Genomic DNA, 14,091 nt, shown 5'->3' with positions numbered 1-14,091 from the left:
GACTCCGGCCCGCACTGGAAGGCTCATGGATATCTCGTCGGCGGTTGCCCATGCCGAGCTCGAATCCCTGTCCCGTAGGTACGCGGCGGCGGTCGATCGCCGAGACCGCGCCGCGCTCGTCGACGTTTTCACACCCGACGCGACGATGCACGTCGCAAGGCCCGGGCGTGAATCCGGAGCTTTGTCGGGTCATGGCGAGCTCGAACGGATCATCGCCATCGTCGCCCGTTTCCCGCGCACCGTGCATCTGGTCGCGCAGGGCTTGTATGTGGTCGGAGGCCAGGCTGCGGTCGGGGAGGTTTATTGCACCGCACATCATTTCAGCGACAGCGAGGCCGGAGTCGGCCGCGACCACGTCATGTACATCCGCTATTTGGACCGCTACGCAACCGGCGAAGACGGCCGCTGGCGAATCGTCCATCGCACCGTCGCGGTCGATGCGACCGAAGACCGACCCGTGTCGATCGGAGGACCTGGCCAATGACGTCCATCCAGCTCTCGATGGGGATCCCCTCCTTCTCGGCTGAAGCACCGCAGAGCTGGGTGCACCTCACCGATTGGGCACAACTGTTGGAGGGCGCTGGATTCGACCGCTTGCTGGTGTCGGAACACGTGGCGTTCGGCATGAACATGGACGCCTACGCAAATCCACAGAAGGGCGGAACGGTAGGCGGTCGCCAACCGACCGGGCCGGACGGGCACTGGCTGGAACCGCTCACGACGCTGACCTACCTGGCGGCACGGACCGAGCGGATCCGGCTGGGCACGAACATTCTGCTCGCCGCGCTGCGTCCGGCCGCTGTCCTTGCGAAAACCCTTGCGACGATGGATGTTCTGTCCGGTGGCCGCGTCGATCTCGGGGTGGGCGTCGGCTGGCAGCGTGAGGAATACGACGTGGCCGGGGTGGACTTCGACCGACGCGGAGCCATCCTGGACCAGACGCTCGAAGTGTGCCAGCGGTTGTGGCGGGAGCACGAGGTGAGCTACCAGTCGCCGGGACTGCGTTTCGAGCGGATCCACCAGATGCCCAAACCCGTGCAGTCCGGCGGGGTGCCGGTCTGGGTGAGCGGGACGGTCAACCGGGCCGTCGCACGACGGCTCGCTCGCTTTGGACAGGGCTGGATCCCATGGGGTCCAGACGCGCGAGATGTCGTCGGGGGAATCAGTCGAATGCGCGCCGCGGTCGAGCGCGCCGGAGGCAACCCGGACGGATTCGGTGTCGCCGGAACGCTGCGTGTGCAGGCGAGTGCCGATGGCCGGCTCGATCTCGCCGCCGCCACCGCTGGGGCGGTCGCGCTCGCGAACTCCGGCGTGACCGACCTGAGGATGACGCACTGGCCCTTGCCCGGCGCGAACCGGGACAGCGACATCCCGGCCCTTGTCCAAGCCGTCCGTGAGGCTGTCGACGGCTAAGGCGTGCGGATCGACTCGAGCTGTGCAGCGAGCAGCATCCGATCAAAATAGCAACGTTCCAGAACCAGATCCGGCCCGTGAAAACCGAAGAGGTTGATGCTCAACATGTCGAGCGGTGTGCCGGGCGAGGTCGTTCGTGTCTCCACGACCAAACCGTGGTCGCCGTGGTAGATCGCCTCGGCGGAGTATTGCAGCATCGGCAGATCCTCCCACTGCTGCAGCAGCATGGCCCGGACTGCTTCGTCACCATCGAAAACCATTCCCGTAGGGATGATCTCGTAGCGAGGATGAGTGAACGTGGCCATCGCCGCCTCTAGATCGCGCGCGTTCTCGGCGGCGACATGCCGCAGCACCAGTTCTTCGCGGAACCGTCGCAGCGCGGTCTCGGAATTCACTTCGGTTCGAACACCATAAGGTTGCGACCGTCTCCGAGCGGCACCCACGCCACGGTGACACGGTCACCCACCGCGGGAGCTGGGCCGAACACGTTCGACATCACGCGGACTGCTTCGTCCAGATCGACAAGCACCACCGAATAAGGCACCTTGTCGCCCAGCGCGGGCAGCGCGGCACGGTGGTGCACACTGACCGCGTAGATGACCCCGTCTCCGCTCAGTTTCTCCCACTGGAGCGCTGACCCGCCGCAGTGCGGGCACACATAACGCGGGTACCAAACGAGCCGAGTGCAGGATTCGCACCGCTGCATCGTCAGTTCGCGCCGGCGGGTTGCATCCCAGAAGGGAGCGGACACCGGGCTGGGCGGGGGGACAGGCAGCGGCTCCGTCACAACGTGACCTCCGTTCCCAAAATCACCGTCGATGTCGCCGAGAGCACTCCGCCAGTACCATGTGCCACAGCTGTTTTCGCGTCCGCGACCTGCCGCTCGCCGCACTCGCCGCGCAACTGGCGGGTGGCTTCGACGAGCAGGAATGCCCCGAACGCACCCGGATGGGTGTAGGCGAGGCCGCCGCCGGTCGTCTGGCCGGGCAGACGCCCCCCCGGTCCGAGTGCGCCGTCACCGACGAACGGCCCGCCTTCGCCCTTGGGGCAGAAGCCCAGGTCTTCGAGCGCGAGCAGGACGGTGATGGTGAACGAGTCATAAAGCTCGACGACGTCGATGTCGGCAGGCGTCAGGCCCGCGGATCTGAACGCGGCCGGCCCGGACATTGCTCCCGGCGTGACGGTGAGGTCGGGCATCTGGGAGATCATCGCGTGCGAGGCCGCCGACGCAGCACCCAGCACGAAGGCCGGCGGCCTGGCCAGCTCGCACGCGCGCTCCGCGCTGGTGACCACCAATGCCGCGGCGCCGTCGGTAACTAGGCAGCACTCCAATTTGTGCAGCGGTTCGGCAATAAAGCCGGAGTCCAGCACGTCCTGCACGGAGATCGTGTCGCGCAGGTGAGCCTGCTCGTTCATCTCCGCCCACCGCCGAGTGTCGACCGCGATCTGGGCCAGCTGCTCGGCCGTCGTTCCGTAGGTCGCCATATGCCGGTTCGCGGCCAGCGCATAGGCGCTGATGGGCAACATCACCCCGAACGGCGTTTCCCATTCCAGCCGCTCGGGGGTGGCGAAAACACCCAGACCCTTTTCGCCACGCTTTCGCGCCGCGCGCGGCGTCGAGGCATAAACGATCACCACCGTTTCCGCCTCACCGGCCGCGATCGCCGCCGCGGCGTGCTCGACGTACAACCCGTAGCTGGCGCCGCCCGTTTGGGTCGCGTCGGTGAAGCGCGGCGTGATCCCCAGGTACTCGGCCAGCTCCACCGAATGCATGAGCGTTCCGCCGGTGCAGGTGCACAGGCCATCGACGTCGCGTAGCGACAATCCCGCATCGGCCAGAGCTGCGGTGATGACTCGCGCCTCGAGTTCCCGCAGCGGGATGTCGATCACTCCGGTGGGCGAAACCTCGTCGGCGACACCGACAATGGCCGCCTTGCCTCGGATATCGGGTGTCAACATCCTGCCTCTTCGAATAATTCGCGCAGCGCGGGCTGGCTGACCTTGAGCGACGGTGTACGGGGCAACTGGTCGACCACCATTAGGCGGGCCGGGACCTGGTAACGGCTAACCCGTTCACGCACATAGGCGAGCAGATCCTCCGGCGTCGCTTGGCCGCCATCGGTCAACTCGACCGCCGCGACCGGCACCTGACCGAGCCTCTCGTCCGGCAGGCCGGTGACGCCGGCATCGCGTACCTCCGGATGGGTGCGAAGGACGTTGACGATATCGGTTGGGGCGACCTTGAAACCTCCGCGGATGATGACGTCGTCGGTGCGCCCATCGACAAACACGAATCCGTCGGCATCGACCCGGCCGAGGTCGGTGGTCTGCACCCAATCCCCGCCGGTGGTGCGAACCTCGATACGGCCCTGCTCGCCGGTAGGCATCTCGATGTCGTCCTCGAGGGACATGACACGGATCTCCCGGCCGCGCTGGGGGCGCCCCACGCTTCCGCGCTTGGCCTTGGACCACTCGCGGTGCAACGCGAGATTCCAGCCGGCTACCCCGCCGGCGAATTCCGTTGCACCGTAGGACGGCAACACCGCGACGCCGTAGCGACACTCGAACCTCGTTTGCACGTCGACCGGCAAATGTGCGGTACCCGAGGTCACCACCTCGACGCTGGAAAACACCTCTGGCGCCACCCCGGCGTCGAGCAGCATCGTCAACGCCGACGGCACCAGGCTCACCGCGCGGGGCCGATGCCGCACCACCAGATCCACGAAATCCGGCACGCGGAAACGTTCCAGCAGCGCGATCTTCCGCCCCTCGCAGACGTTGAGCAGCGTGCGGAACAGTCCGGACATGTGCACCAGCGGTGACGCAACGATCGCGACGCCCGAGCGTAGCCGGAGCTCCGGACTTCGATCCGAGCTGTAATGCGCGCCCGCGGCCGCGATGGTCTGTTCAAAGGATCTGTAGGACAGCGGGATTCGCTTCGGCGGACCAGTGGTGCCGCTGGTTAGCATTTCGACGGCGATGCCGTCCGGCTCGTCGCGGAATGGGCCTGATCCCGGACGATCGAGTCCGGCGACCTGTCGGCACGTGGCAGGGTCGATCCCCACCTCTAACCCCAACGCTCCGGCAGCGGCGTCGACCACTCCCGGGCGCTGCCAATCTTTGGGAACCGCGATCACAACCGGCAATCTCAGGTCACGGATATCTGAGGCGAGCCCGGCGTCCCCGTGTGACGGGTTGATCGTGACGATGCAGCTATTGGCGAGCAGCACGCCGAGCATCGCCCCGACCATCGCAGGATGGTTACGCAGCACCAGGCCGACAGCAGGCCCCTCGCCCAAACCTACTTCTGCCAGCTGACTTTCAACTCCCGACGCGATGTCTGCCAGCGTCTGCCAATTCGTCCAAGAGCCCTGGTACTCGATCGCGGGTGCCCCGGGGTCGAGCGCCAGAACCGCGCGGATGCGGTCGGCCAGCTGCTGGCTCAAGCCGCAGCTGCCGCGAGCTCGGTGGCCGCTGGGATCACCTCTTGGGCGAACAACTTCATCGACTCGTAGACCTTGGCGCGATCCATCGCCCCGCCTCGCGACATACGCAATATGATGTTGCGCCAACCCATATCGATGACAGTACGCATCTTCTCCACGATGCGGTCGGGGTTGCCCATCAGCGTCAGATGTGAATTCAGCACCTGCTCGTAGCTCTGCTTGTCGTGCTTGTCGAACCAGTCCGAGTAGGCCTTGTAGTCGGCCGGTATCTCGCTGCCCCGCTCGAAGGGGCTCGAATACTTGCGATGGGTCTGGATGGACAGCTCGACACTCTCGCGTGGATAGCTGCGAGCGAAGGTGTCGTCCTCATGGCAGAACGCGTTGAGCAGCGCCCATACGTTGCCGGTGGCTGCTTCGAGTCCCTTCTCGGACTGCACCTTGAGGTAGATATCCAGCGCCCCCTGCAGGTCTGGGTCGACCTGGTAGGGGTTGCCGATGATCGCACCGAAGCCCTTCTCGGCGAGCCACTCGAAGCTTGACGGCGTCTTCATCACCGTGCCCCACACCGGAATTCTCTGTTGCGCCGGTCGCGGATAGATCGTCACGTCCTCGAGCTGAAAGTACTTGCCGTGGTAGCTGACGTTTTCCTCGGTCAGCAGCCGGTTGACGACCTCCACGCACTCCTGGTAGCGGCTGGTCGCCTCGTCCATCGAGATGCCAAAACCCTTGAACTCGTGCGCTTGGTAGCCGCGGCCGAAGCCGGCGTCGAAGCGTCCGCCGGACAAGACGTCGACCATCGCGATGCGTTCTGCCAGTTGGATCGGATTGTGGAAGGGCGCGACCATGCACGCGGTTCCAATGCGGATGCGTTCGGTCTGCGCGGCAATCGCTGTGGCCACCTGCGGAAGATCGGGAAGCATCCCGTACGGAGAGAAGTGGTGCTCGGCCAGCCAGACCTCGTCGTAGCCGAGCTCCTCTGCCCAGCGCGCTTCCTCCAGCACGTTGGCCAGCACCTCCCGCTCGCTGAGGTGGTTGGGCTTGTCGCCGAGGATGAACACGCCGAACTTCATGTCGGTCCTTCCTTCAGACCCCAATAAAATAGTTGCAGTTACTGCCACTATATTGCACGATTGAACATATATCGTCAATCCGTTCATCTCTTGGAGGCGCCGTGGTCCTGTCCGACGCTGCGGTCGGAACACCGTTGAGCCCGACGACATTCAAGTGGGATTCGACGGACGTGATCCTGTATGCGCTTGGAGTTGGTGCGCGTCCGCCGGCCGAGCTGGCACTGCTCAACGAGGCGTGTGGTCCAGCGGTGCTGCCGACGTTTGCTCTCATCGCGAACTGGTGGGCCGTGAAGGATCTACGCAGCGTGCTAGACCTCGGCAGGTTTCCGATCGTCCACTCCGCACAGTCGCTGGAGCTGCACCGATCGATCGGCGTCAGTGGTGAACTGTCAGTGCAGGCCCAGGTGTCGGCGGTCTGGGACAAGGGCAAACACGCCACGGTGGAGCTGAGCAGCCACGGCACCGACGCAGACGGCACCGTGTTCATCGCACGTTCACAGACCATGGTCCTCGGGGCGGGCGGATTCGGCGGCGAGCGTGGACCCGCGGCTGAACCAGATCCCGACGGTCCTCCGGATGAGGTATTCAACGATATGGTCCGGGCGGAGCAGGCCGCGATCTACCGACTGTCTGGCGACCGCAACCAGCTGCACATCGACCCGGCGGCAGCCCGCAAGTTCGGCTTCGACAACGTGTTCCTGCACGGGCTGTGCACGCTGGGATTCGCCGCGCGGGCGGTGATCAACAAGATCGGCCAGGGGGACCCGCAGTCGTTGACGTCCTTGAGTTGCCGGTTTGCCAAGCCGGTGCAGCTGGATGCTGGGCTGCGTACCGAGATGTGGCGAACCGGAAATTCTGTGCGTTTCCGAACGCTGCAAGGCGACATGGTCGCGTTGAGTTCGGGAACCGCCACGTTGGCAGGAGGCTGATCATGGACCAACGGCGCGCCCGCGGGTTGCGCAACCGACAAGCGCTCATTCATGCGGCGATTGAACTGTTCACAACCCAGGGCTACGACGCGACCACGATCGAACAGATCTCGGCCGCGGCAGGGGTTGCGTCACGAACGTTCTTTCATCACTTCGCCACCAAGGACGACATTCTGTTCGACGGCTACGCCGAACGGCTTCAGGAGGCGACCGGCCGGTTTCGCGCGTCGCGGTCAAATTCGTTGTGGGGCGCCCTTGCCGAAACGTCTTCGGCGGTGGCGGTAGCGATCGCCGACCAGCCCGAGATCTTCGTGGTCCGGGCACGGATGTATCACAGTGTGCCGGCGTTGCGCGCCACGATGTTGCGGATCAACGAGGACTGGATCGATCAGCTCACCGCAGAAGTGGCGCGGTGGCTGGACAGCGATATGGGGACGGACCTACGGCCGCGGCTGACGGCGACGCTCATCAACGGTGCTAATCGCGCCGCGATCGATGTATGGGTCGCCGGCGGCGGTCAGGGTGATCTGGCCGAGCTGATGGCCGAGTCGGTCGAACTGGTGCGGCCGTCGATCGTCGCCATCGAGCGCACGGCCGCAATCGGAGGGACCGAACGTGTCGGTTGAATCGCGTCCGCTCGCAATCGTTACCGGGGGGGCGCGGGGAATTGGTGCGGCCATCGTCGCCGAGCTGATATCCACCGGCCATCGGGTGGTGGCGGTCGACGTGAACGCAAAAGCCATTGCAGGCAACCATGAGTCGGAGGCCGCTCGGTCGGGGCTGCTCATCCCGGTGGAGTTGTCGATCACCGATCGCCGGGTGGTGGAAGACGCACTTAGCGACCTGGCAGGCAAGTACGGGGCGATCTACGCGTTGGTCAACAACGCTGGGATGACACTGCCCGGTACGTTTCTCGAGCAGACCGACGAGGACTGGGATCGCATCGTCGACGTCAACCTCAAGGGCACGTTCATCATGGCGCAGGTCGTTGCGCGGCAGATGGTAGCCGAGGGCAACGGGGTGATCGTCAACATCAGCTCGGTCTCGGCCCACGGCGTGCGGACCGGGCCGCCGGCGTATGCGGCCGCGAAGGCGGGCGTGGAAGGGCTGAGCCGGCTGATGGCGGTCCAGTTAGGAGCACACGGTGTACGTGTCAACACGGTCGTGGTCGGCACCACGGCGACACCGTGGCTGCTGAGCCGCAAGAGCGAGGATGAATTGCACCAGATGCGGCAGACCACGTTGACTGGTCACCTCGGCGACCCGGCTGACGTCGCTGGCATGGTCGCATTCCTCTGCTCACCGGCGGCCAAACACGTCACGGGGCAGCTGATTTCGGTGTCGGGTGGGCAATGGATGCCGTGAGGGGCTCAGTACGATGAAACATTTTCTGCTACAGTGTTTAGTCGCTACGCGTCAATGCCAGGGGATGTCGTGGAACTGAAAAGAATCTTGTTCGATGTCAGTGAGCACATTGCCACGATCACGATCAACCGTCCGGAGCGACTGAACGCCACCGATGACCTCACACGCACCGAACTCGGCATCGCGTGGGCGCGCGTGCGTGATGACCCCAACGTCCGAGTTGCCATCATCACCGGAGCCGGAGACCGGGCGTTTTCCGCGGGCCAGGACATCCGGGCCACTGCCGAGAACGGTATCCGCAACAAAATTCCCGGCTCACGGCTGCATCACAACGTGTGGAAGCCGGTCATCTGCGCACTCAACGGGATGGCTGTCGGCGGCGCTCTGCATCAGGTCGCCGACTCCGACCTGATCATCGCGGCCGAACATGCCGAGCTGATCGACACGCACTTGACGGTGGGCAACGTATTCGCGCTCGAGCCTGCGGTGCTGCTACGCAGAATGCCGCTGTCGATGGTGATGCAGCTGGCGCTGATGACGAAGAAGGGGCGCATCAGCGCGCAGCGAGGCTATGAGATCGGACTCATCAACGAGGTGGTGCCCGCGGAGCGACTGCAGCAGCGGGCGCGGGAGATCGCTTTGGACATAGCGAAACTGTCGCCTGCCACCGTCCAGGCGTCCATCAAGGCGATGTGGGCAAGCCTCGATGTCGGGCTGCACGCGGCTCACGATGTCGCGTACCGCTATGTGCTGCAACACCAGCTCACCCACCCCGACTACCGGGAAGGAATGCTTGCGTTCGCCGAAAAGCGCGAGCCACGGTGGGTAATCGAATGACCTTCGCGCCATGAGTCAGTCCGCACGGACGTTCACCTATGACCCGTTGCCGTATGCACCGGTGATGCCGGCGATGCTGGGCGGCCTGGTTGCTGCCTACGGGGGCAGCGACTTCATCGTCTCGTCCGCCGGTGACGGCACCGTCGAGCGGATCACCTATGAGCAGGCCGATTCCCGGTCCGCCGAGATGGCTCGGCGCCTGTTGGCGGCGGGAGTGACCAAGGGTGTGCGCGTCGGAGTGATCGCACCAAACGGGCCCGATTTCGTCGTCGCGTTCCTAGCGGCCACCAGGATCGGTGCGGTCGCCGTGCCGATTAACACCTTCTTCCAGCCGCAGGAGTTGAGGTGGCTGCTTCGCGACGCCGACATCCACACGCTGTTGTCTGTCGACTCGCTGCTCAGCAAAGACATGCTTGCGCGCGTCACCGAGGCTGCCGGTGGGTTTCCCCGCTCGGCCGAGCAGATGGCTATAGAGCGACTACCACACTTGCGCAACGTCTTTGCGCTCAGCGACACCGGTCGACGCTGGCCGACGGCGTGGCCGCAGCCGGTGTCCGAGGCATTCCTGCGGGCGTGTGAATCCACCGTGCGCCCGTCCGACGACCTGGTGGTCATCTACACGTCGGGAAGTACGTCGGATCCCAAGGGAGTCATCCACACGCACGCCACGGTGATCGCACACTCCCGCTTCATCGCCACCCAGCACGAGTGGAAGCCCCACGACCGCGTCTACATCCCGATGGCGTTCTTCTGGGTGGGTGGACTGGTCTTCGGCCTGCTGGGGCCAATGCAGACGGGCGTGACGATTCTGACCGAGCATCGATTCGAGGCCGGTGATGTGCTGCGCCTGCTCGAATCCGAGCGGGCCACCTACGCAACGGGTTTCCCGCATGTCGGTCCGGCGCTGGCGAATCACCCGGATTTCGCACGCACCGACCTGTCGAGCCTGCGCGAGGGATACCACCAGGTGTTGCTGGCGCCGGAACTGCGCGCCACCGATCCTTCGTTGCGGATAACGCAGCTGGGGATGACCGAAACCTGCAGTTCGCACACGTGGTGGCCGCCGCACGAGCCGGTGCCGGCGACCAAACGCGGTTCGCTCGGCGTATCCGCGCCCGGCTTCGAGCACAGGATTGTCGACGACGCCGGCGCGGAGGTGCCCAATGGCACGGTCGGCGAGATCTGCGTCCGGGGTGTGGCCATGATGCGCGGCATAATCGGACGACAGCGCGCCGACCTGTTCGACGCCGACGGTTGGTATCACACCAAGGACGCCGGGTACCTGGATGATGACGGGTTCCTGTATTTCACCGGCCGCACCGACGACATGATCAAGACCGCGGGAGCCAACGTCGCACCCGTTGAGGTCGAAGCGGTCATCACCCGCGTCGACGGTGTCCGGATCGCTTATGTCGTCGGCGTTCCCGACGCGGATAGGGGCGCGGTGGTCTGTGCGGTGGTCGTTTCCAACGAAGGACGGCGCACGTCGCAAGACGAGCTCCTTGCCGCATGCCGAAAAGAACTCGCCGCCTACAAGATTCCGAAGAGATGGGTGATCCTGGCCGACACCGATAGGCTGCCGTACACCACCACCAACAAGATCGACAAGAACCGGCTGGTGCAGCTACTGGAGTCCGGGGAATTGGCGTGACGGACCTGGAGGCGCGCATCGCCCGGTTGGAGGCGATTGATGAGATCCGGCAACTGGCGGCGAAGTACGCGGTGGCGTTGGACATGCGCGACTTCGACGCCTTGGCAAACCTTTTCGTCGACGACATCGGCGTGCCGGACAAGGGTCGTGGTCGCGCGGCGATGCGAGAGTGGTACGACGCGCAGATCCGGCGCTCGCTATTGGGGAGCGCACACGGTGTCCTCGGCCACGTCATCGACGTCCACGACGCCAACAATGCCAGTGGACTCGTATACTCACGCAACGATCTAGAGACGCAGTCGAAATGGGTCATCGAACTGCTGGCCTATCTTGACAGCTACGAGCGGCGCGAAGACCATTGGTATTTCGCCCGTCGCACACCGTTGTTCTGGTATCAGAGCGACATCACCGACCCACCGATCGGTCCGCGCAAGATACGCTGGCCGGATACACCGCATCATGACGGTGCATTCCACGACGCCTTCCCGTCCTGGGAGGCCTTCTGGGCTGCCGATCCCGGACGCTTCGACGCGCCCGTCCCAGCCCCCGCTGCCGTCGGCGCGTGGTTGCGCACTCTGCGCCGAGGTGCCGATGTGCCTCGTGTCGACCCGACCGGGCGTGCCGGCACGGAGAACTGAAATGTCCAGCAATGGTTTGAGTTTCATGTTCACCGATGAGCAGAACGAACTGCGCCGGACCGTGCGCTCTTTCTTGGAGGGCAAGGCCAACGAAGCAGAAGTCCGCCGGCAGATGGAATCGCCAACGGGTTACGACACGACGGTGTGGCGTCGGATGTCCGACCAACTCGGCTTGGTGGGATTGGCTATTCCCGAGGAGTTCGGCGGGCAGGGTTTCAGTTTCGTCGAACTCGGCATCGTCGTCGAGGAAATGGGGCGGTGTCTGCTTCCCTCGCCGTACTTCGCGTCGGTCGTGCTGGCGGCCAACCTAGTCCTGCATGCCGGGGACCGCACCGCCCAGAAGCGATACCTGCCGGGCATCGCGTCCGGCGCCAGCGTCGCGACCGTCGCGGTCACCGAGGAGTCAGGCCGTTGGGAAGCCGGCTGCATCCAGGTACGGGCACGCGGCGGCTGTGACGGGTGGGTATTGGACGGAACCAAGACCTACGTTCTCGACGGTTGCAGCGCCGACGTAATTTTCGTGGTCGCCCGCACGGATGCAGGCGTGTCGCTGTTCGCAGTGGACACGCTCGATACGGTCGTGCGCCGGCCGTTGTCGACGCTGGACCAGACGCGCAAGCAGGCGCACATCGAATTCAACGCCACCCCAGCAACACTCGTCGGTCATGAGGGCCGGGCATGGCCGGTATTGATGCGGGTCTTGGCCCTCGGGGCCGCGGCACTGGCGGCCGAACAGATCGGCGGAGCACAACGTTGCCTGGAGATGGCCGTCGACTACGCGAAGGTGCGCAGACAATTCGGCAAGCCCATCGGGTCATTTCAGGCCATTCGGCACAAGTGCGCCGACGTCTTACTGGACGTCGAATGTGCCCGCGGTGTTGCACATTACGCCGTACGCGCGGCAGCCCAACTGTCCGACGAGCTGCCGGCGGTTGCATCTCTCGCCAAGGCATGCAGCTCAGATGCGTATGCACGCGCCGCCGCGGCCAACATCCAGATTCATGGTGGGATCGGTTTCACCTGGGAGCACTCTGCGCATCTGTACTACAAGCGAGCAAAATCCTCCGGCCACTTGCTGGGCGACGCCACGTTCCACCGCGGACTGCTCGCCGACGAGATCGGGATCTGAGGCCCGTCGCGCTAGCCGTCCGAGTGTCTCAGAAGTCCGTGCCGCCATCGATGTTGATGACCGCACCAGTCATGAAGGCTGCGCGCTCGCCGAGCAGGAACGCGATCAGCTCACCCGCCTCAACGGGGCGACCCCCGCGGCCAAGGGCGACCCGCATATTCCAGTCGGGGTTGCTTGCCAAGTGTGTGTAGATAGCGTCCTCCAGCGGGACGTCGTATTCCGCTGCCCGCTGAGCGCGAATGAAGTCGTTCACCTCGGTGTCGAACAGTCCTGGGCACACGGTGTTCACCCTGATGCCATCGGGCCCGTGCGTTTTGGCCAGGATCTTCGACAACGTCAGCACCGCCGCTTTCAGCGCGTTGTAGGGCGGAATCAAAATCTTTGGCGCCCGTACCGAGTACGCGGCGGTCGTCACGATCGTTCCGCCGCCGTTGCGCTGCAGGTGTGGGATGACCGCGCGACAAGAGCGGACGGTCGCCATCAGTATCAGCTGGTAGTACCAGTCCCACGACTCGTCGCCGTGCTCGAGGAACGGCCCCTGCTGGTTCATCGGGCCCGCCGTTACGGCCAGGCCCCGCAGCGGCCCCAGGTTCGCGGCCGCCTGTTCAATCGCGCGGTTCACACCGTTACCGGGTAAGGCCGCGTCGACGGCGATGCCGACGGCACGCACGGCGTGGTCTGCGGCCAAGCGCTCGGCACGATCGCGGGCGCGGTCGCCGTCACGGCCCAACAGTGCCACGTTGGCTCCGTTGGCGGCGAGCTGCTCGGCGGCGGCGAACCCCATCCCGGTGGTGCCGCCGAGAAGAACGAAGTTGCGGCCGGACACGCCAAGGTCCACGCCCGTCCCTTTCTTGGTGATGGAACCCCGATGCCGTGCAGGGTAGAAGAGGTACTTAACACTTAAACGATATATGTTTCAATGACTAGGTTAATGTCGTCCGGTTTTGCGTCCGGGATCGGGTACCTACGGAACACCCCGAGCTCATTTGTCGCGTAGCATGGACATCTTGGTCGAGCGGCTACCACGGCCTGAGGAGGGACATGGCGACGGAACCGGTCCCCGCCGATCTGGACTCGGCCGAGGAGTTCGATCGCCGGGACCAGATTCTGGAGGCGGCGAACGAATGCTTCACACAGCTCGGGATCCAGCGCACGAGCGTTCAGGACGTGGCGCGGATGGCGAACGTTTCCCGCGGCACCATCTACCGATACTTCGTCGACCGCGACGTGCTGATCGAAGCGGCCATAGAGCACGGCGCTCAACGCTTCTACCGCGAAGTCGCCGCAGCGATGGCCAAGAAGGCCACGCTGGCTGAACAGCTCGGCGCGATGGCCGAAACCCACGCCAAGATCCTGCTCGACCACCGAACCCGCAACCGACTGATGGCCGACGATGCCGAGTTGATGCGCCACATGATCGCGGACGGCGACGCCGCGGTCCGCCGCTCGACGAAATTCCTCGAACCGTACGTGCGCGATGCGCAAAAGCGCGGCGAGGTCGGCACCACAATCGACGTCACGGCGGCCAGCGAATGGCTGGCCCGCATCATATATTCGTTCTCGACCGTCAATAAGGGCCTGAGCTTCAACATGTCGAAGCCTGAAACCGTCCG

The 14,091-nt window shown here is 64.7% G+C and carries 16 protein-coding genes; 10 read left to right on the top strand and 6 right to left on the bottom strand.

What is annotated here, in order from left to right:
- Window positions 1-25 precede the first annotated feature (25 nt).
- Both A5678_RS09015 and A5678_RS09010 read left to right on the top strand, forming a co-directional pair.
- Window positions 26-484: a nuclear transport factor 2 family protein gene (locus tag A5678_RS09015; RefSeq protein ID WP_068041021.1), complete on the top strand. Its 459-nt coding sequence runs from the start codon at window positions 26-28 to the stop codon at window positions 482-484.
- Entirely contained in the window at window positions 481-1,413 is a 933-nt protein-coding gene (locus tag A5678_RS09010; protein ID WP_068041019.1) for a TIGR03619 family F420-dependent LLM class oxidoreductase, read from the top strand. Before A5678_RS09015 ends, A5678_RS09010 begins: the two co-directional genes overlap by 4 nt.
- On the opposite strand, the gene A5678_RS09005 is transcribed toward A5678_RS09010, so the two are convergent.
- Genes A5678_RS09005 through A5678_RS08985 form a run of 5 tightly spaced genes read right to left on the bottom strand, consistent with a single transcriptional unit; the run spans window position 1,410 to window position 5,929 of the window.
- Window positions 1,410-1,808: a nuclear transport factor 2 family protein gene (locus tag A5678_RS09005; RefSeq protein WP_231983615.1), complete on the bottom strand. Its 399-nt coding sequence runs from the start codon at window positions 1,806-1,808 to the stop codon at window positions 1,410-1,412. The two genes, A5678_RS09010 and A5678_RS09005, sit on opposite strands and share 4 nt — an antisense overlap.
- Window positions 1,805-2,200: a Zn-ribbon domain-containing OB-fold protein gene (locus A5678_RS09000; RefSeq protein WP_068041014.1), complete on the bottom strand. Its 396-nt coding sequence runs from the start codon at window positions 2,198-2,200 to the stop codon at window positions 1,805-1,807. The genes A5678_RS09005 and A5678_RS09000 overlap by 4 nt, the downstream gene beginning before the upstream one ends.
- Entirely contained in the window at window positions 2,197-3,372 is a 1,176-nt protein-coding gene (locus A5678_RS08995; RefSeq protein ID WP_068041012.1) for an acetyl-CoA acetyltransferase, read from the bottom strand. The genes A5678_RS09000 and A5678_RS08995 overlap by 4 nt, the downstream gene beginning before the upstream one ends.
- Window positions 3,366-4,859, bottom strand: coding sequence for a class I adenylate-forming enzyme family protein (locus tag A5678_RS08990; protein ID WP_068041011.1), 1,494 nt, complete (start codon window positions 4,857-4,859; stop codon window positions 3,366-3,368). The genes A5678_RS08995 and A5678_RS08990 overlap by 7 nt, the downstream gene beginning before the upstream one ends.
- Window positions 4,856-5,929, bottom strand: coding sequence for an LLM class flavin-dependent oxidoreductase (locus A5678_RS08985; protein ID WP_068041009.1), 1,074 nt, complete (start codon window positions 5,927-5,929; stop codon window positions 4,856-4,858). Before A5678_RS08985 ends, A5678_RS08990 begins: the two co-directional genes overlap by 4 nt.
- Window positions 5,930-6,030: 101 nt before the next feature.
- Between A5678_RS08985 and A5678_RS08980 the strand changes: the two genes are divergently transcribed.
- The 7 genes from A5678_RS08980 (at window position 6,031) to A5678_RS08950 (ending at window position 12,478) form a co-directional block, all read left to right on the top strand.
- Window positions 6,031-6,858, top strand: a complete 828-nt coding sequence (locus tag A5678_RS08980; protein ID WP_068041006.1) for a MaoC/PaaZ C-terminal domain-containing protein — start codon at window positions 6,031-6,033, stop codon at window positions 6,856-6,858.
- A gap of 2 nt (window positions 6,859-6,860) precedes the next feature.
- Entirely contained in the window at window positions 6,861-7,484 is a 624-nt protein-coding gene (locus tag A5678_RS08975) for a TetR/AcrR family transcriptional regulator (RefSeq protein ID WP_068041004.1), read from the top strand.
- Window positions 7,474-8,223 (top strand): SDR family NAD(P)-dependent oxidoreductase, encoded by a 750-nt coding sequence (locus A5678_RS08970; protein WP_068041002.1) that lies wholly within the window; start codon window positions 7,474-7,476, stop codon window positions 8,221-8,223. The genes A5678_RS08975 and A5678_RS08970 overlap by 11 nt, the downstream gene beginning before the upstream one ends.
- A gap of 69 nt (window positions 8,224-8,292) precedes the next feature.
- Complete coding sequence (locus tag A5678_RS08965) at window positions 8,293-9,060, top strand: enoyl-CoA hydratase-related protein (protein WP_082945456.1); 768 nt, start codon at window positions 8,293-8,295, stop codon at window positions 9,058-9,060.
- 10 nt (window positions 9,061-9,070) lie between these two features.
- A complete protein-coding gene (locus A5678_RS08960; RefSeq protein ID WP_068040998.1) occupies window positions 9,071-10,711 on the top strand; it encodes a class I adenylate-forming enzyme family protein in 1,641 nt (546 codons plus the stop codon).
- On the top strand, window positions 10,708-11,349 hold the full coding sequence (locus tag A5678_RS08955; RefSeq protein WP_068040995.1) for a nuclear transport factor 2 family protein: 642 nt from the start codon (window positions 10,708-10,710) through the stop codon (window positions 11,347-11,349). Before A5678_RS08960 ends, A5678_RS08955 begins: the two co-directional genes overlap by 4 nt.
- Window position 11,350: 1 nt before the next feature.
- The gene (locus A5678_RS08950) at window positions 11,351-12,478 is read left to right on the top strand and encodes an acyl-CoA dehydrogenase family protein (RefSeq protein WP_068040993.1); all 1,128 of its coding nucleotides are present in this window, start codon (window positions 11,351-11,353) and stop codon (window positions 12,476-12,478) included.
- A gap of 28 nt (window positions 12,479-12,506) precedes the next feature.
- On the opposite strand, the gene A5678_RS08945 is transcribed toward A5678_RS08950, so the two are convergent.
- Entirely contained in the window at window positions 12,507-13,316 is an 810-nt protein-coding gene (locus tag A5678_RS08945) for an SDR family NAD(P)-dependent oxidoreductase (protein ID WP_082945454.1), read from the bottom strand.
- Window positions 13,317-13,519: 203 nt separating this feature from the next.
- On the opposite strand from A5678_RS08945, the gene A5678_RS08940 reads away from it, so the two are divergent.
- Window positions 13,520-14,091 (top strand): TetR/AcrR family transcriptional regulator (locus tag A5678_RS08940; protein WP_068040991.1); only part of this gene is annotated, 572 nt, incomplete at its 3' end.

Source organism: Mycobacterium sp. E2733, from assembly GCF_001667585.1.
Classification (GTDB): Bacteria; Actinomycetota; Actinomycetes; order Mycobacteriales; family Mycobacteriaceae; genus Mycobacterium.
The sequence above is the reverse complement of the archived record's forward strand: the minus strand, read 5'-3'. Positions and strand labels throughout refer to the sequence as shown.

Bases quoted from the DNA above. Each gene is read 5' to 3' on its own strand.
- A5678_RS09015 (WP_068041021.1), top strand. From the start codon at position 26: ATGGATATCTCGTCGGCGGTTGCCCATGCCGAGCTCGAATCCCTGTCC.
- A5678_RS08950 (WP_068040993.1), top strand. From the start codon at position 11,351: ATGTCCAGCAATGGTTTGAGTTTCATGTTCACCGATGAGCAGAACGAA.
- A5678_RS08985 (WP_068041009.1), bottom strand. From the start codon at position 5,929: ATGAAGTTCGGCGTGTTCATCCTCGGCGACAAGCCCAACCACCTCAGC.
- A5678_RS08995 (WP_068041012.1), bottom strand. From the start codon at position 3,372: ATGTTGACACCCGATATCCGAGGCAAGGCGGCCATTGTCGGTGTCGCC.
- A5678_RS08960 (WP_068040998.1), top strand. From the start codon at position 9,071: ATGAGTCAGTCCGCACGGACGTTCACCTATGACCCGTTGCCGTATGCA.
- A5678_RS08975 (WP_068041004.1), top strand. From the start codon at position 6,861: ATGGACCAACGGCGCGCCCGCGGGTTGCGCAACCGACAAGCGCTCATT.
- A5678_RS09010 (WP_068041019.1), top strand. From the start codon at position 481: ATGACGTCCATCCAGCTCTCGATGGGGATCCCCTCCTTCTCGGCTGAA.